Consider the following 16,958-nt stretch of genomic DNA (forward strand, 5'->3'; position numbering starts at 1 on the left):
TACACTTTTGAAAAGAGAAGAGTGTTCGCGTATTACACGGCGAATTCAAGAGTGGATTTCAGGGAGCTTATCAAAGACATAAACGCGCGTCTGCACTCGCATGTGCAGATGGTGCAGGTGTCGGGAATAGAATGCGCCCGTGTCATAGGAGGCCTGGGCGTGTGCGGAAGGCCTTTCTGCTGTACGCTTTTCGGCAAAAGCAGGGGAAAGACTCTGCGCTGCGCGAACCAGAAGGCTACCGGACCCTGCGGCAAAACGCTCTGCTGCCACCAGATCAAGGAGTGAGAGTGGGGGATAAGATCTTCTACATCACCACCCCGATATATTACGCCAACGCGCCCCTTCACATAGGCCACGCCTACTCAACCGTAGCCGCGGATGTGGCGAAAAGATGGCAGGCCCTGAGAGGCCGGGAAGTTTTTATGCTCACCGGCATGGATGAGCACGGAGAAAAAATATACCGCAGCGCCCTGAAAGACGGTGTAGAACCGCAGGATTGGGTTGACCGCTACGCGGATGACGCGCGAAAACTCTGGTCTTTTATGAATATTGCCTATGACGGCTTTGTGCGCACGACGGACAGCGCTCACAAAAAAACGGTGGAGGAAGTGTTCAGAAAACTCCGGGCTAAAGGCGATATTTACGATGCCGAATATGAGGGGCCTTACTGCGTGAGCTGTGAGACTTTTTTTACCGACCAGCAGGTGAAGGACGCCGGCGACAGCTGTCCCGACTGCGGCAAAAAGATCACGGAGATCAAAAAAGAGAGCGCTCTCTTTTTCCGGCTCTCCGCCTATGGGGATAAGCTTCTGGATTTCTACAAAGCCAATCCGGATTTTCTCCAGCCGTCGGGCATGGCAAACAAAACAATGGATACCGTCAGGCGCGGCCTGAAGGATCTGTGCGTGACGAGGGAAAGGGTGACATGGGGCATCCCCGTTCCGGGCGACCCGTCAAAGACCATTTATGTGTGGTTTGACGCCCTGTTGAATTATTTATCAGCCGCGGGATTTCCGGCCGACCCGGAACTTTTCAGTAAACTCTGGCCGGCGGACTGTCACATTGTCGGCAAGGAGATCTATTATTTTCACACGGTTATCTGGCCGGCCATGATCATGGCGCTGGAATTGCCGTTGCCTCAAAAGGTGTATGGCCACGGATGGTGGACGCTGAGAGATGACAAGATATCAAAATCAACGGGCAATATCGTCACGCCCTATGAGGTGTGCGGCAAACTTCACCCGGATATCCTGAGATTTTTTTTCCTCAGGGAAATGCCTTTCGGTACAGACGGGGCTTTTTCGCTCGAACGGATTGAGGCAAGATATATCTCGGATCTGGCAAATCCTCTCGGCAATCTCTTCAAGAGGACGGAGGTGATGATCGAAAAATATTTCGCCGGCAAGACGCCGGCCGAAGGTTCTTTTGACGCGGCAATACTTCAAAAGCAGAAAGAAACGCTTGAAAGTTTTTCGCGGAGCATGGACGAACTGCGCTTTCACGGCGCGCTGAACGCGCTCTGGGAACTCGTTGACGCGGCCAACCGTTTTATAGAGGACAAAAAGCCCTGGGTTATGTATAAGGAAAAATCGCCGGCGCTCAATGATGTTCTGCTCACGCTCGAGGGATGTCTTGAGTTCGTCACGGGGCTGCTTTCCCCTTTTATGCCGGTGAAATGCGCTGAAATGGCCGCTCATATTGACTGGGAAATTCAAATGCCCGAGCCCGGAGCGGTGCGGAAAGGCCGCTCCATCCCGGGCGGCGGGATCCTTTTTCCGGCGGTGGAGAAATAACAGGAGAGAAAGATGATGAAACTCAATGAATTCATAAAGATCGGCAGGGCGCTGTTCGACGAAAAGATAATCCATTCCACGTCGGGAAACATAAGCGTCAGGGACGGGGATTCTTTTTATATCACCGCGCACGGCGCGTACGCGGCGAATCTGAGCTCGGATAACATAGTCAGGGTTAATGTCAACGATAAAAACAGGGATGACGGCGCGTCGGTGGAAGTGGATGTACACAGGGCCATATACCGCTCTACATCCTTCGGGGCGCTGATACACGCGCACCCCCTCTTCGCCACGGTTCTGTCATTTGACAATGATGTTATAAAACCCATTGATGCCGAGGGCTCGTTTTACATTAAGGAGGTGCCGGTTATAAGCGCGGAAAACGCTATCGGCTCCGAGGAAGTTGTTATGAAACTCCCTCCGCTCATAAGCAAGTATCCGGTGTGCGTCATCAAGAGGCACGGTTCCTGGGCAGGGGCGGCGAATCTGGCGGAATGCTATAATCTCACCTCTGTTCTTGAAAGTGCCTGTAAAATTTTATACTATAAAAAGATATCAGGGTAAGGCCAATTCAGATTACGCATAGCCGCGTTCTGATAATAAATTGAGGCTGAAAGTCCGCACGGGCGGAAGGAGATAGTAATGGAGAATCCGATAATAGTTCTGGGTGCGGTTGCCGTGGCTTTTGGAGTGATAAATACCGTTCTCTGGTTTTTACTCATCAAAAGCGATAAAAAGCCCTCTGCACCGGCCGGCAAGACGAATGATGTGCAGAATGCGGTGATAGCTTCGGAAAAACGCATGATAGACACCATAACAAAAATGCTGTCCGCCCTTAAAGGCGGCGGCGGGGCTCCGGTTCCGATCGATACCAAGAAAATAGCCGCCGAGATTGCGGCGGGCTTGAAAGGGCAGTCCCAGGAAATAAAACTGCCGGAGCTGGATGAATTGAAAAAAAATAGTTTAGAGCTTGCCGGGAAAATTGATTCGGTGGAAAAAAGCCTGAAAAGCATCAGCGGCGAGATCCTCAAGCAAAAAGATTTTGTTGAAGCTCTCGACGGGCATATTGTTCAACTGGAAAGGCCAAGGGCATGAAAAAAACAGTCCTCGGCACGATCCTGGCGGTAAACATCGTGCTTTTACTTGCCGCGGGGAACATTATTTATCAGGAGGCGTCCTCCCCGTTATCGGGTGTAAAAACGAAAGCCGCCCCCCAATCGGAGAAAGCTCCTGAAAAGAAAGCGCCCGTACCTACTTCTGAAAAAAAGCCCCAGCCCGTGACGGATAAAGCGGATCCCGCGGCCTACATATCCATCAATTCGGTTCCTTCCGCCGCTAAAGTTTTTATAAACGGCTACCATAAAGCGCAAACTCCCGCCTCTATAAAAATCGTTTCCGTCTCCGAGGTGCCTCGCCAGTATTCAATAAAACTCTTCAAGGAAGGTTACTACCCGTGGGAAAAAATGATCACTCTCACCCGTGGCAGCGCAAAAGAGTTTTCGGTTAATCTGAAAAAAAAATAATTCATGTTTTCGGGTCTTCGAAATTTTTTGTTTTTTATGCTTTTCTGCCTGTGCGGTTCCGCCCAAGGCTATAGTCTTCTTATAGACGCGTCGGACATCGCTTCCGAACAGGTGCCGGACTGCATTAATTTCATCGCCGAAACGAAAGATATTCCTTACAGGATACTTCTTCCAAAAGAAATGGAGCCATGGGAAAAAAGGATAATATGCGTTCTTGCCGAAAAATCCGAATTTGGCGTTGTGGCGGGATTGAGCCCGAATGTGTGGATGAGAGGCGTGGCCACTCTGGGCGTATCTGATTTCCGGGATATTCTGGCCGGCAATCTGATGAGATATTCCCGGTTGAGCGGCACTGATGCCGAGGAAATATTCATAGGCGCTCAGATGCCGCCTGACGAGTGTTTTGATATTCTGGCCAGATCGGGCATAAAAACTGTTTTTCGTATCGGCGCCGGCGGTGTTTTTAAGCACGGGCCCTCATCCATAGACATTATTTCCTGCTCCGCGCGGCAGGATCTGGCGAATGTGAGCGACGAACCCGTGTATTATAAGGCGCTGTCTTTTGACGGCCTCGCCCGGCAGCTTGCGGATAATATGCCGGAAAAAGCTGAAAACGCTCCGCGGGAAGTTTTATCCGGCACCGGCGGCATTGTGCTCAGCGATATAAATCTGAAGATGTGGGAACATTTTTCCGAAGCGCGGAAAAAACTTGAGCGGTACAAAAATTCCGGCCGCGCGGAAAGGGATAGACTTTCAGCGGCGCTTGAAAAAGCTTACGCCGCGGAGGATATATCAAACTGGATAGGAGAATCGTCGCTTGAAAAAGTTTTTTACGCCGTCGCCGGTATTTATGAGGACATTGAGGAATCCCTGCCGAAAGACTTCGCGTCGGGGGCGGAAATGCTGTTTGACGAACTCAGGGAGCTCCCGATAAGCGTTTCCGAGGATCTTTTAGCGTATACCATTTCTTCCGAGGACGGATATATGCGTATAGACGGGAATTTTTCATCTTCCGTTTCCACATCGGCTCTTCTGGAATTCTACTGGTGGAATCCCGCCGCGGGTTATACGACGCGGCAGGCTCTCAACGGCGGAGAGCTTCAGGGGCCTGTCAATTTCTGCATATCGAGCGGCGGGAACAATGTTTTTTACAGGGCCGGGCAGAATGAGTGGGAAAGGATGTGGAGTGTGTCTGCCGTCGAGCGCAGCAGCGGCTCTTTTTCGGTCAGTATGCCGCTGACTTTCATGCAGCTTTCGGCGCGCACGAACATATCCTTTTTTATAAGGCTTTCCACGGCCTCCGGCAGCAGGGCGCTGGCTATTTCTCTGCCCGCCGGTTCCGTGAAAAAGAAATGGCTCGATCCTGTCGGCGACGCCAAGGGCCCGGGCTGGTATGCGATGCCCGACGGCGCTCCCTCCGGGATGTGCGACATAATGTCTCTGTCGCTGAGGCAGACAGGGCAAAAAGTCGATTTACAGTTTTATTTTGCGGGGCCGGTTTCAGAGCGGGAGTGGCACAGCGGATTTGACTTATACATAGATATAAACGGCATAAAGAAAAAAGGCGAGGGGCGGGCCATGCCCGGCCTGAACTGTTTTATGCAGGAAAGCGCTTACTGGGAATTCTGCCTGAGGGTGTCTTCGTCGTCCGCGATGCTTATAAAAGGCGCCGCGGCCGGCATCGCCGTACCGGTCAAATTGGATTCTTCGTCCAGGATAGCCACTGTTTCACTCCCTGAATTTCCGTACGATCTGGCCGCCTGCGGCCTCACCTTTGTCTCATATATGAGGGATGACAAAGGCAATGTTCTTGAGGTCAAACGGGAGAAAGACGCCGTTTATCCGGGCGGCGGGCGTCCTGATTTAAAATCGCCCAATGTGTTCGATATAATAACGCCCGGGTCTCTTTCGCAGAAACGCGCGCTGAATGCTTATCTCAGCAAGAGAGGCGCCGTCATCCCCATTCTCCCATGAAGGGGACGCTTTACAGGCGAGTCCAGGGACTAAAAAAATGAAGGGTTACAGTCACACTGCCTTGTACCGTTCCCTACTGTATAGCGTGTTTTTTCTTAGCGTCGCTTTTCTGATAGATGTCAAGCATTACCGTCTAAAATTGGTGGCGCTGGAAAGCGGTGCGCTTATTTTTCTGTCAGTGGTTTTATTCGCGGCGACATTGAAATCAAAAATTGTGTGGAGAAAAAACGCTCTTGATAAATGGGTACTGTTTTATTTTTTGTATGTGCTGGCGCGTTATCTTATTTTTCCCGACAAGAATGTCGCCCGGATGGAAATGGAAAAAAACCTGCTCTGCGCCGGGATTTTTTTCGGGGCGGGGCAGTTTATTCTCCCGTCGGAGAAATCTTTAATACGCAGAATATTCGCCGTCACGGCGTTTCTCGCGGCGCTATACGGCCTCTGGCAGAATTTCGGCACTCCCATAGGGCCCATGCGGGTGCCGAAAATATCGCCGCCTTACGCGACATTCGGTAATCAGAATTTTTTCGCCGCGTATCTTGTCATAGCGCTGCCTTTCGTGCTCGCGCTTTTTAACGAGAAACAATTAAGGTGGAAAATTTTCGCCGCGGCGTCGGCGGCCGTGTTCGCGCTGGATTTTTATTACATCAATTCCCGCGGCGGTTATGTGGGGGCTTTGACGGGCATTGCCGTTTATCTGCTCGTTTTTTACAGGAAAAAAATACCGTCTCTGCGAACCGTCCTTTTAGCGCTGATCGCCGCCTCGGCTCTGGCGGGCTATGTAACGCGCGCTTTCTGGATGCGGGATATGGGACGGCTGCTGATATGGCGTGACACGCTGGTTATGGCGGTTAAAAACCCCATGGGCGTGGGGCCGGGGGCTTTTGCGACGAGTTTTCCCGATTATGCGTCGGATGAACTTAAAAAAATATACCCGCAGAAACAAAACATCGTAAATTTCGCGCATAATGAATTTCTGGAAATTTTCGCGGAACTGGGCTTCCCGGGAATCGTCCTCTTCATGATGATAGTTTTCACTTTTTTTAAGAATGTCAAAGACCCCTGCTATACGGCCGCCGCCGCCGGCATTCTCGTTAACAATCTATTTTCGGTCAACATGAGATATATGATCACCGCCGCCATGCTCTATTTTATTTTCGCTCTCTTTAAGGCTGAAACTAGCGAAAGCGAAAAAATATCCCTTGACGATTCGGTTTTTAAGCGCGCTCTCCCGTCCATCGCGGCCTTTCTGATGCTCGTTTATTTTATTCCTGGAATGCTCAGGCCGTTCAAGGCGCTGAAAGAAACATCAGCGGAACCGGATTTTCACGAAGCGGTGGAAAGCGGAAAAATAATGTCGCTGAAAAAAAAGCTAGCGGAGAACCCCGCTGATTATGACGCTCTTTATAATCTCGGCTGGTTTTATGCCAAGGAGAAGAACTGGAGGCCCGCCGCCGACGCTTTCATAAAAGCCGCGGGGATAAGGCCGTCTCCCGGTTTGTGGAACAACATAGGTAATATTTTCTTTTCTACCGGGAACCGTCCGAAAGCCATAGAGGCCTATAACAACGCGCTGGCCCTGAACCCGGACATGGTGGATTCGCACTTCAATCTCGGCTACACATATTTTTACGAGGGCCGGCTGAAGGAAGCCGCCGCCTGTTTCAGGGAAGTGCTCAAAAGAGATCCGAATAACGCCAAGGCTATCGTGATGATGGAAAAAATGAAAGAATGAGGACGGTATAAAATGACAAACCTTGAAGAAAAAATCCTGCGCGCTAATTATGAGCTCACCCCCGATGTGTCAGCCTGTATCAGGAAGGCCCTGAAAAACGAAAAGAGCCCGAGGGGCAGGCAGTTCCTGAAACTTATAGAAGAGAACATAGCCATCGCGAAAAAGAAATCGTTCCCTCTCTGTCAGGACACCGGCATTGTTTCTTTTCACGTGGGCGCGCACGCCGACATCAGGGCTTTGAGAGAAGCCGTCAGAAAATCCTACGGGAGGCTGAGAGATTCCCAGGTGAGGAAGCCCTTTGACAGAAAAGTGGACAAAAGGAACCTTCCGTCGGTCAATCTGGCGCCGGATGATTTTACGCCGTCATTTCTCATAAGGGGCGGCGGCGCCATGAATTGCTCCGGCCTTATAAGCGCGAATCCCTCGTCGGATGCGAATTGCCTCGAGCGGGAAATAGCGGCTTTTGTTATTTCAAAAGCGCCGTACTGCTGCCCGCCGGTTTTTGTGGGTGTCGGAATAGGCGGGGCTCCTCACGACGCGATGCTGGCCTCCGAGAGGATGCTCCTGAAAGACCAGTGCAAGCCGATGTCCCGCATGGAGAATAAAATCTATGCGGAAATAAACAGAAGCGGCATAGGCCCCGGCGGCTGGGGTGGTAAAAACACTGTTCTTTGTGTTAGAATAGGCGAACTCCCGATGCACATGGCGACTATGAGCGTCGGGATAAGCATGTCATGCTGGTGCCTGAGAAAAGGGAAGATTTAGAAAAAGCGAAGAATATATGGAAAATAAAGAAGAGCTGGAGCAGCTCAGGGTAGAAAAAAAGCGGCTGGAATCGCTTCTTGATTTCGGACACAAGGTCTCCTCCCGCATACTGAATCTGGATGAGCTCCTGAAAATGATAATGGGCGAAACCCGCGAGATACTTGACGCTGAACGCTGCACGGTTTTTTTGAGGGATTTTGACAGTGACACGCTCTACAGCAAGATAGCCGACGGCATGGGGTCGCGCGAGATCAGGATCCCGCTTGACAAGGGCATCGCCGGGGCCGTGGCGCGAAGCGGCGAAGTCATAAACATCAAAGACGCTTATGCCGACGAGAGGTTTGACACCGGCACAGACAGGAAAACCGGTTATGTGACAAAAACCATTCTCACCTGTCCGATGAAAGACAAAATGGGCGAGAGTATAGGCGTTTTCCAGGTGCTGAACAAAAGAAGCGGCGTTTTTGACACGGAGGATGAGAGAATACTGCTTCTCCTCGCCCGTCAGGCGGCCGACGCTGTTGAAAACGCTTTTCTTTACGACGAGCAGAGAAAGATGTTTGAGAGTTTTATTGACACTCTATCGGATACGCTGGATAAGAGGGATTATATAACGGCAGGTCATTCCAGAAGGGTGACTTTTTTCGCGATAAAGACAGGCGAGGCGATGAAACTCATGAAGCACGATATTGAGCTCCTTAAATATTCCTCGTGGATGCATGACATGGGGAAGGTCGGAGTCAGGGAGCACATTCTCTCCAAGACAGGGAAGCTCACCGACGAGGAATTTGAGCAGATAAAAAGCCACACGGTCTTTACCCGCGAAATCCTCGGAAAAATATATTTTAAGAGAGAATTCCGCCAGATCCCCGAAATCGCTTCCTCACACCATGAAAATATGGACGGCAGCGGTTATCCGCGCGGCATAAAAGGCATGGGCATCCCTTTCTTTGCCAGGATCATAGCCGTTTGCGATGTCTTTGACGCGGTGACGTCAAAGAGGCATTACAGGAATCCCATGCCCATACTCGGCGTGCTCAATATACTGAAAAACGATGTGGGCGTGAAATTCGATCCCGTGTGCGTTGAAGCTTTTTTCAAAATTAATCTCCTTGACATTGTCCGGGGCATAAATCTTGAAAAAGTGGAAAATTTCGTCATTGTTTCCGACGACGAGGATCTCCTCCAAAAATACAGCCTGGAGGATTTTTACAGGGTGCTGTCCTCATCGGAGTTTACCCCCGCGCAGAGCATGGTTGTAGAGGCCTTCGCGAGATACTATGGAAAATAAAAAAGCGTCAAAATACGAGCCCGGTTTTGAGGAAGCGATTTACAGGATATGGGAGGACGGTAAAAAATTCGCGGGTGTCCCCGACGGAAGAAAGCCTTTTTCCATAGCCATTCCGCCGCCGAATGTGACCGGGCGCCTGCACATGGGGCATGCCCTCAACAACACCCTTCAGGATATTCTTATCCGCGCGGCCAAACTGCGGGGAAGGAATGTGAAATGGGCGCCCGGCACAGACCACGGCGGGATAGCCACACAGAATGTTGTTGAAAAAGAACTCGCCAAAGAAGGAAAAAACAGGATAGACATGGGCAGGGAAGAATTCCTCCGCCGCGTGAACGAATGGAAACAACTCTACGGCGGCTCCATCCTCGAACAATTAAAAAAACTGGGCTGCGCCTGTGACTGGGACAACATACATTTTACGATGGATGAGACCTGCTCCCGCGCCGTGACGGAAGCTTTTGTCAGACTTTACGGGGAGGGCAGGATATACAGGGGGCACCGGCTCATCAATTACTGCGTACGCTGCGGAACATCACTTTCCGACATAGAGGTGGAATACAAAGACGAAACGGGGAAACTCTGGTATATAAAATATCCTGTCGCCGACGAGAAGGGGAAGTGGGTGGTCGTGGCCACAACACGCCCGGAAACGATGCTCGGCGATGTGGCGGTCGCGGTCAATCCCAAAGACGAAAGGTTTAGGGCTCTCGCGGGTAAAAAACTCATACTTCCCCTCTCCGGCAGAGAAATACCGGTTGTCTTCGACAGCATGGTGGAGGAGGGTTTCGGCACCGGCGCCGTCAAGGTGACGCCCGCTCACGATTTCACGGATTTTGATATCGGCGCCCGCCATAATCTTCCGACGATAAAAGTTATTGACGAGAAGGGGATTATGACACCCGAGGCCGGCGCGGAATTCGCGGGCCTTAACAGATACGAAGCGCGGAAAAAAGTCTGCGCGATGCTTGAGGAAGAGGGGCTTCTTGAAAAAATCGAGGATTTAAAGCATTCGGTGTCGGTGTGCTACCGATGCGGCGAGGCGATAGAGCCCATGCTCTCACTCCAATGGTTTCTGGAGATGAAGGATCTCGCCGCACCCGCGATAAAAGCCCTTGATGACGGCCGGGTCCGTTTTTATCCCGACCACTGGAAAAAACCTTTCCTGAATTTTCTCAGCGAGATAAGAGACTGGTGCCTGTCGCGCCAGATATGGTGGGGCCACAGGCTCCCTGTTTATTATTGCAGGGACTGTCAGGGGCGTTCATCCGAAGCGCATGCGGGGGTTATTGTCTCTTCCGTCAAACCGGAGAAATGCCCCGTCTGCGGCGGCGCGGATATCTTTCAGGATCCCGATGTGCTGGACACATGGTTTTCGTCGGGGATGTGGCCTTTTGAGGTTTTCGGCTGGCCGGAAAAAACGCCTGAGTTGAAATATTATTACCCGACTTCTGTTCTTGTAACGGGTCACGAAATACTTTATCTGTGGGTCGCCCGGATGCTGATGATGGGCATTAAATTCGCGGGGGACATACCTTTTTCTGACGTTTACATACACGGCATCGTGCGCGACCGTCACGGGAAAAAAATGTCAAAATCCCTGGGCAACACCATAGACCCGCTGGAAATAACTTCCAAATACGGCGTTGACAGCCTCAGGTATTCACTGACAAAACAGGCCGTTTTAGGCCATGACCTTCAGGCGTGTGAAGAAAATTTCATCGCCTCAAGAAATTTTATGAACAAAATCTCAAACGCCGCGGTTGTTGTGGACCGTCTGAGGGCAGAATCGTATGCCGATATGAAAGAAGCGCAATCGCTGCCGGACAGATGGATTGTTTCCGAGTTCTCGGCTTTTGTCAGATCCGCGGAAGATGCGCTGGATTCCTACGACCTTGCCAGATATACCCGTATCATGTGGGAATTCTTCTGGTCATCTTTCTGCGACTGGTATCTTGAAATACTCAAGCTGCGCGGGGACGGGGTTTCCGCAGGGCTTGTGGGCAGGATATTCAGGGAACTGCTCATTGTCATGCATCCCGTCATCCCCTTTATAACGGAAAAAATTTACGGACAGATAATGACCTGCGACGATCCGGATAGCATAATGGACTGCGTCTGGCCGGAAGCTGCGGTTTCTTTTCCCGGCGCCAGAGAAGATATGAACGCTATTTTCGAGCTCATCCAGGGTGTGCGCAACATCCGCTCAAGGCTCGCCATACCCGCGACGGTAAAAGTTAAAATCATCGTTGATACGGATGAAGTTTTTGAAAAAAAACTCGCCGAAGCGGAGTATTTTATTCTGCCTCTGACGAGAGCGGAATCCATGGAATTCGGCCCTGCGCCTGGCACCGGAGCGGCGAATTTCGCCACACCTGGGCTCAAATGTTCCGTGCCGGTGTCAGAGCTCATAGATATAAAAGTTGAAAAAGAGACAGCCGCGCGGGAAATAGAAAAAATAGAAATCCACGCGGCAAAACTTGAAGCGCTGCTGGCCAATCCTAATTTTATCAGTTCCGCATCAAAGGAAGTGGTGGAACAGAAAAAAGAGCTCCTCGCCAATTTTAATTCAAAAAAAGAAAAAACCGCTGAGTTTCTCGCCTCACTTGACGAAGGATGACGCCGGTCATATTTTTGTTCGCTTTTGTTCCGGCCATGTTGCTGGCCTCGGCTCCGGCGATGGAAAAGGAATCCGTCAACAGGGAAAAATTCCGCATCACCTGGCAATACCCTAAGCCCGTCACACCGCAGGAAAAATACCGCGCGATTATTTTGAGCAAAAAAATATTTTCTTTTTCAAATTTGCTTGATAAAATCCTTTCCCGCGGCGGTTCGGAAAGGATCAGCGTTCTTATCGCTCCTGAGCATAAGAACACTTTTGACCGTCAGAGGAAAACGGCTTTGCTTGAGGGAGGAGACAATTTTAATATAAAAAAGTCTCTTGAAGTTATAATCTCCGCGCTCGGCCTCAAAGCCGATTACTCCGGCGTGAGGGATTATTTTGGGAGGCCCGTTCCGCATAAAGGGGCTTTTCTGGCTTTATTCCAGATGAACGGCAAATTCTACCTTGCGGAAGAAAAAAACGGCAAATCTTCCATACTGCTTGAAGAATCCCAGTATTTCAATCAGATCCAGTCCGCAGGGGGAGACCTCGCCGCCTACAGGCTCAGGAATTCGCTCTGGTTTGTGGATATAAAGAGGAAAAAGAATTTCCTTTATTACAACTGTGATAGTCCGGTTTCGCAGGGCGCCTTCGGTAAATTGTTTTTAAAGGCCTTTGACAGCGACGGTATATCCTGCGCCGTTGTCGTTATCTCCGGCGGGAAATCCCATATTCTCCACGGCGGTATTTCAGAGAAACCGGAAATCCTTTTCGCGGATCTTCCTTATATTATAGACGAGATATATATATCCGGTGACCGCATTATATTTTCCGCCGCGGATGATACGGACAGGGCGATAGTGGGGGTCGCCTCAGCGGGGCAGAAAAAAATTTTCAACCTGTATTCAATGGCGGAAGAGTTTATCGTCATGGCCAAAGACTCAAACGGCATGCTCCTTTTTTACCCCCGCTCCCTCAAGATCGCTTTTCTTGACGAGGAACATCACACTGTTCTGATGTCAGGCCTTAAGGTGAGAAAAATCCGTGACGATGACGGAGTGAAATATCTTATCGCTCCCTCGCCCGGCACTCCGGATGAAGACGCGCACGGGGTCCTTTTGAACAGTCATTCTCCGTCGGCGGTTTATCTCAGGGATGAAAACCATCTCAATTTTTTAAGAAAACAGCTTTCATCCGCCGAATATCAGGCCTTTTACCCCTTATCGGCGGACGAATATGTCCTTCTGGAGAAGGACGCTCATACGAGGAAATTTAAAAAATACCCCGTCCTGGGATTGTTATCCGAAGAAAGGCTTCTTTTTGAGAAAAATAACTGCAGAAGAAAGTACGCGCTCGTTTTGTCGGCTATTCTGGCAACGCTGATTCTTACGGCGCAGGGAGTGATAAATGGCAAGAAAAAACAGAAAAGCGGATGAACTGAGAAAAATTGAGATCATCCCTGATTTTCAGGGGGTGCCGTCGGGGGTGACGCTGGTGTCTTTCGGGAACACGAAGGTGCTCACGAGCGTGGGCATGGATAATTTTGTGCCGCCCTATCTGAGGGGCACCGGCACGGGATGGCTTAACGCCGAATATTCCATAATGCCTTACGCCACGGTTCCGCGCAACCGCAGGGAGAGAGAAAAGATCTCCGGCCGCACGCAGGAAATACAGCGGCTTATAGGCAGAAGCCTGAGGTGCGTGACGGATTTGGGCGCTTTTGGCGAAAAGACCGTTAAGGTGGACTGCGATGTGCTCCAGGCCGACGGGGGAACGCGCACGGCGGCCATTACAGGGGCGTTTACGGCGCTTTACATTTTTTTCAAAAGACAGCAGAAAGCGCGGAAGATCTTCAATTTCCCGATTAGCGGGCACCTCGCCGCCGTCAGCTGCGGCATCGTTGAGGGTGAGGCTCTGCTTGACCTGGATTATGAGGAAGATTACATGGCGACCTGCGATATGAATGTCGTGGGCGACGGTGATAACTTCGCGGAAATACAGTCAAGCGGCGAGGAAAAACTGTTTACAGCCGCACAACTCGGAAAATTGACGGAAATGGCCGCCGCCGCGATCAAAGACATCATAGCAATGCAGAAAAACGCCATCAAATCAGCTCTGGCCGAAGCCTTGACATTGTAACACATATGTGTATACAATTGAGTGACAAAGGGGGCAGACAATGAAATTTTTAAGTGTGCGTGATTTGCGGGGTAAGTCCGCGCAGGTGTGGAGCGAACTTCTGAATGAGAGGGAAATGGTAATAACCAGCAATGGCCGTCCTGTCGCTGTGTTGACGGCTGTTGACGAGACCAATGTTGAGAAATCGCTATCCGCATGGAGACAAGTTCGGGCTACCCAGGCAATTACAGCTATCCAGCAGAACTCTATGCAGCGGGGAACAGACACTATTTCAATGAACGACATAGATATTGAGATTAAAAAGACCAGAAACATCCGTCGGAAACGCGCCCGGTGAGAATCGTAATGGATACGAATGTTTTGGTTTCAGGCATGCTTACGCCATTTGGAGTATGCGGGGAAATTGTCAGGATGCTAACCACAAACAGCTTCACCATCTGTGTTGACTCGAGAATTTTGTTTGAATATGAGGACGTCCTTCGGCGGTCGCTTTTCAAAATAAAACACAACAGTATAGATGTTATTATGGAATACATTGAAAGTGTTGCGGAGGTTTACAATGCATCGCCATTGCCGGCCTCTCTTCCCGACCCTGGCGATGAACAGTTTCTTGAAGTCGCGATATCAGGCAATGTTGATTGTCTCGTCACCGGCAATGTGAAACATTTTCCGCGCAAGTTGCGAAACGGCATTCAAGTGGTATCACTCCGTAAGTTTCTTGATGTATTGAAGAGCCGGCAAAACAAGCATTCCATATCAGAACTTGATTAACTTGTATTTGAGGGATTGTGTGCAATCTCATCGCAAGATTACTATCCACTGGGCGCCAATAGGATCCCATAAACAGGCGTTACAGCAAGTTGCGGAAAAATGACAGGAAAAATTTGCCTATTGACAATTCCGCTCATTAAGGAATACAATATAGTGATGAAAAAAGCGATTTTCATAATTACGGCTCTTGCTGCTGTTGCCGTTTTTTTTCCGGCGGAATCATTTGCCGGGACATCCGGCGATATAGCCGCTGACTGCGCGTTTCTTCTTGAAACGCCCGACGACACTTCTTCAATCTCAGCCGTCTTTGACAATGACCTGCGCGAGGTGCCGGTTCTGTCCGACGACGGCGGGAAGTTCACCCACTATCTTATTTCATCGGGTTTACCGTGCTTTAATAAGGCTGCGGACAGCGCAAAACTTATCAACGCGGAAAATTTTTTCACAGCGGGTATCTCCCGTTCAAAATACTCGGTTAAGCTCGAGTAACATTTTTTCGCGTCTAATTTTCGTCTCAGCGAAATTTCTATAACTTTCTTGGGCCTTTCCCTGATATGAAAATTGCAATTATGGAGGATATAATTATGAAGTATAAAAAGACTAATGAGTGGGGGAGTTATGTTTAGAAATAAACGGCTTAAAGAACCGGTAGATACCGCTACTAATGATACGCGTCCGCACAAAATTAGAAAACATAGAATTTTCGGAAAATTAATTACCTCCGTCCCTATTTTTTTGTTGCTGTTTATTATGTTGCCGGCGACGGCTTTTGCCGCGTCATGGTGGGAAGTATATTTTACCGCCGGAGACGGCACCATAGGAAGCGCCAGCGCATTGGAAACCTATATTAGTGATTTTATGTTGAAAGCCTCGTCTATGTGCTATGTCGCGAACTATTCATGGAGTGACACGTTGAATAATAAAGTGGTTCTGAATATCAACAGTTTGGACGTTTCCGGCGTGGACGTGAGAGTTGTAGGGGACGATGCGCAGGGAAGCGTCACCAACGAGGCTATTCACCCGGATATCACCGCTACGATTCCGATGAATGACCGGACGACTGCGGGGTCAGCAAATTATATGCACGACAAAATTATTATAAGAGACCCCAATGATTCTGTTAATGCGGCAGTGATGATGGGTTCGGGGAATTTTAACGAAGGAGGATGGGAAAGCCAAAACAACACCTTTCTTTTTCTTTACGATCAGGATCTTGCGCTGAATTATCTTGCGGAATTTAATGAAATGTTCAACGGGACCTTTGCCGGAGGAACGCAGACAACCCGCATTTATTCAATGCCGGATGGTGTAGAGGTGAGGAGTTTCTTCGGTTCGGAAGACCAGCCGTGGGCAGCCGTGGCCACAACTTCCAATGGTTTGATTTCCATTCTTGATACTGCTGCCGAAAGTATATTTTTCGAAATAACAGATTTATACGGTTATTCAGGTATACAGAATCCATTGGAGGCATCCTGTATTAATCGCGCGGCGGCAGGGGCTATTGTGGAAGGAGTTTACCAGAGTATTGATACCGCAAGCACTTATGATTTAAGCGATTGGAATGATGCGGCGATTGCAAATGCGAACGGTACAGGACCTTTTATTCGCGAATCGGCGGTTACAGCGTTTAGTAAACACCATCATAAATATTGGGTGATTGATCTTGACTGGGCAGGGGTTGGTTCTGTGAACGCTTCCCAATCTTCTTCCGAAAATAATCCGGGGAGTGACGAGAATTTTATTTTAATAAAAGATTTCCGGCTTGCGCGGGAATTCGCAAAAGAATTCGGAAGAAATTACGCAGTGGGTACGCCCGTGGGTTCTGTTGATAATACCGCTGTGACCGAAACGCACGACTGGCAGGGACCGGGCCCGGCGACAAACCTGTCCGTAACCGCAGGAGCTTCTTCCTTTGACGTTTCATGGACGGCTTCGACCGGAACCGCGGTCGATGTTTCGAGGTATTATATTTTTATTTCAACAATCTACACCAGCACCGCCACGATGACAACGGCAAAGGAGCAGACGACGGACGCTCAGGGCGGACATCTCTCTTCGGTTCTCAGGCCTGAAATGCAGAATAAAGGAATCAGCAGCACAACTCTCAGCGTTAGCTCATATAAGGAAGGGGGCGCGCTTTCTACTGGAATAAATTATTATATTGGTGTTGTCGCGGTTGATAAATTCTGTAACGAATCAACTTTGCTTTTCGGAGGGCCTTATACGCTCGGAGCTGACACAACGCCGCCGGCGGATCCGACAGGCCTTGCGGTAAGCGACCCTGCAACAGACGGCAATCTAAATATAAGCTGGACTGCGAATGTGGAGAGTGACCTTAATAAATATTGGCTTTACCGTTCTGTCA

The 16,958-nt window shown here is 49.8% G+C and carries 16 protein-coding genes; all 16 read left to right on the top strand.

Annotation, left to right across the window (positions count from 1 at the left end):
- Window positions 1–285, top strand: a 285-nt coding sequence (locus FP827_01160) for a stage 0 sporulation protein (protein MBA3051694.1), incomplete at its 5' end; no start/stop codon positions are given.
- The gene (gene metG, locus FP827_01165) at window positions 132–1,793 is read left to right on the top strand and encodes a methionine--tRNA ligase (protein ID MBA3051695.1); all 1,662 of its coding nucleotides are present in this window, start codon (window positions 132–134) and stop codon (window positions 1,791–1,793) included. The genes FP827_01160 and metG, both read left to right, overlap by 154 nt.
- Before the next feature lie 12 nt (window positions 1,794–1,805).
- On the top strand, window positions 1,806–2,357 hold the full coding sequence (locus FP827_01170; GenBank protein ID MBA3051696.1) for a fuculose phosphate aldolase: 552 nt from the start codon (window positions 1,806–1,808) through the stop codon (window positions 2,355–2,357).
- 78 nt (window positions 2,358–2,435) lie between these two features.
- Window positions 2,436–2,888 (top strand): hypothetical protein, encoded by a 453-nt coding sequence (locus FP827_01175; protein MBA3051697.1) that lies wholly within the window; start codon window positions 2,436–2,438, stop codon window positions 2,886–2,888.
- Complete coding sequence (locus FP827_01180) at window positions 2,885–3,316, top strand: PEGA domain-containing protein (GenBank protein MBA3051698.1); 432 nt, start codon at window positions 2,885–2,887, stop codon at window positions 3,314–3,316. The genes FP827_01175 and FP827_01180 overlap by 4 nt, the downstream gene beginning before the upstream one ends.
- Window positions 3,317–3,319: 3 nt before the next feature.
- Window positions 3,320–5,290: a hypothetical protein gene (locus FP827_01185; protein MBA3051699.1), complete on the top strand. Its 1,971-nt coding sequence runs from the start codon at window positions 3,320–3,322 to the stop codon at window positions 5,288–5,290.
- Window positions 5,244–7,025 carry a tetratricopeptide repeat protein gene (locus tag FP827_01190; protein ID MBA3051700.1) on the top strand — a complete coding sequence of 594 codons (1,782 nt, stop codon included), beginning with the start codon at window positions 5,244–5,246 and terminating at the stop codon, window positions 7,023–7,025. Before FP827_01185 ends, FP827_01190 begins: the two co-directional genes overlap by 47 nt.
- Window positions 7,026–7,037: 12 nt before the next feature.
- Entirely contained in the window at window positions 7,038–7,790 is a 753-nt protein-coding gene (locus tag FP827_01195; protein MBA3051701.1) for a fumarate hydratase, read from the top strand.
- A gap of 16 nt (window positions 7,791–7,806) precedes the next feature.
- On the top strand, window positions 7,807–9,081 hold the full coding sequence (locus FP827_01200) for a GAF domain-containing protein (protein ID MBA3051702.1): 1,275 nt from the start codon (window positions 7,807–7,809) through the stop codon (window positions 9,079–9,081).
- Window positions 9,071–11,701 carry a valine--tRNA ligase gene (locus tag FP827_01205; protein ID MBA3051703.1) on the top strand — a complete coding sequence of 877 codons (2,631 nt, stop codon included), beginning with the start codon at window positions 9,071–9,073 and terminating at the stop codon, window positions 11,699–11,701. Before FP827_01200 ends, FP827_01205 begins: the two co-directional genes overlap by 11 nt.
- Window positions 11,698–13,119, top strand: a complete 1,422-nt coding sequence (locus FP827_01210; protein MBA3051704.1) for a hypothetical protein — start codon at window positions 11,698–11,700, stop codon at window positions 13,117–13,119. The genes FP827_01205 and FP827_01210 overlap by 4 nt, the downstream gene beginning before the upstream one ends.
- On the top strand, window positions 13,091–13,822 hold the full coding sequence (locus FP827_01215) for a ribonuclease PH (protein MBA3051705.1): 732 nt from the start codon (window positions 13,091–13,093) through the stop codon (window positions 13,820–13,822). Before FP827_01210 ends, FP827_01215 begins: the two co-directional genes overlap by 29 nt.
- A 40-nt stretch (window positions 13,823–13,862) precedes the next feature.
- Entirely contained in the window at window positions 13,863–14,159 is a 297-nt protein-coding gene (locus tag FP827_01220) for a type II toxin-antitoxin system Phd/YefM family antitoxin (protein ID MBA3051706.1), read from the top strand.
- On the top strand, window positions 14,156–14,593 hold the full coding sequence (locus FP827_01225; protein MBA3051707.1) for a putative toxin-antitoxin system toxin component, PIN family: 438 nt from the start codon (window positions 14,156–14,158) through the stop codon (window positions 14,591–14,593). Before FP827_01220 ends, FP827_01225 begins: the two co-directional genes overlap by 4 nt.
- Before the next feature lie 156 nt (window positions 14,594–14,749).
- Window positions 14,750–15,082 (top strand): hypothetical protein, encoded by a 333-nt coding sequence (locus FP827_01230; GenBank protein ID MBA3051708.1) that lies wholly within the window; start codon window positions 14,750–14,752, stop codon window positions 15,080–15,082.
- Between the two features lie 114 nt (window positions 15,083–15,196).
- The coding region (locus FP827_01235) for a hypothetical protein (GenBank protein MBA3051709.1) at window positions 15,197–16,958 on the top strand (1,762 nt) is incomplete at its 3' end.

Source organism: Candidatus Omnitrophota bacterium, assembly GCA_013791745.1.
Taxonomy (GTDB): Bacteria; CG03; CG03; order CG03; family CG03; genus CG03.

What these genes read in the sequence shown, in the direction of transcription:
- metG (MBA3051695.1), top strand. Translation starts at nt 132, where the DNA reads ATGCGCCCGTGTCATAGGAGGCCTGGGCGTGTGCGGAAGGCCTTTCTG.
- FP827_01170 (MBA3051696.1), top strand. Translation starts at nt 1,806, where the DNA reads ATGATGAAACTCAATGAATTCATAAAGATCGGCAGGGCGCTGTTCGAC.
- FP827_01175 (MBA3051697.1), top strand. Translation starts at nt 2,436, where the DNA reads ATGGAGAATCCGATAATAGTTCTGGGTGCGGTTGCCGTGGCTTTTGGA.
- FP827_01180 (MBA3051698.1), top strand. Translation starts at nt 2,885, where the DNA reads ATGAAAAAAACAGTCCTCGGCACGATCCTGGCGGTAAACATCGTGCTT.
- FP827_01185 (MBA3051699.1), top strand. Translation starts at nt 3,320, where the DNA reads ATGTTTTCGGGTCTTCGAAATTTTTTGTTTTTTATGCTTTTCTGCCTG.
- FP827_01190 (MBA3051700.1), top strand. Translation starts at nt 5,244, where the DNA reads ATGCTTATCTCAGCAAGAGAGGCGCCGTCATCCCCATTCTCCCATGAA.
- FP827_01195 (MBA3051701.1), top strand. Translation starts at nt 7,038, where the DNA reads ATGACAAACCTTGAAGAAAAAATCCTGCGCGCTAATTATGAGCTCACC.
- FP827_01200 (MBA3051702.1), top strand. Translation starts at nt 7,807, where the DNA reads ATGGAAAATAAAGAAGAGCTGGAGCAGCTCAGGGTAGAAAAAAAGCGG.
- FP827_01205 (MBA3051703.1), top strand. Translation starts at nt 9,071, where the DNA reads ATGGAAAATAAAAAAGCGTCAAAATACGAGCCCGGTTTTGAGGAAGCG.
- FP827_01210 (MBA3051704.1), top strand. Translation starts at nt 11,698, where the DNA reads ATGACGCCGGTCATATTTTTGTTCGCTTTTGTTCCGGCCATGTTGCTG.
- FP827_01215 (MBA3051705.1), top strand. Translation starts at nt 13,091, where the DNA reads ATGGCAAGAAAAAACAGAAAAGCGGATGAACTGAGAAAAATTGAGATC.
- FP827_01220 (MBA3051706.1), top strand. Translation starts at nt 13,863, where the DNA reads ATGAAATTTTTAAGTGTGCGTGATTTGCGGGGTAAGTCCGCGCAGGTG.
- FP827_01230 (MBA3051708.1), top strand. Translation starts at nt 14,750, where the DNA reads ATGAAAAAAGCGATTTTCATAATTACGGCTCTTGCTGCTGTTGCCGTT.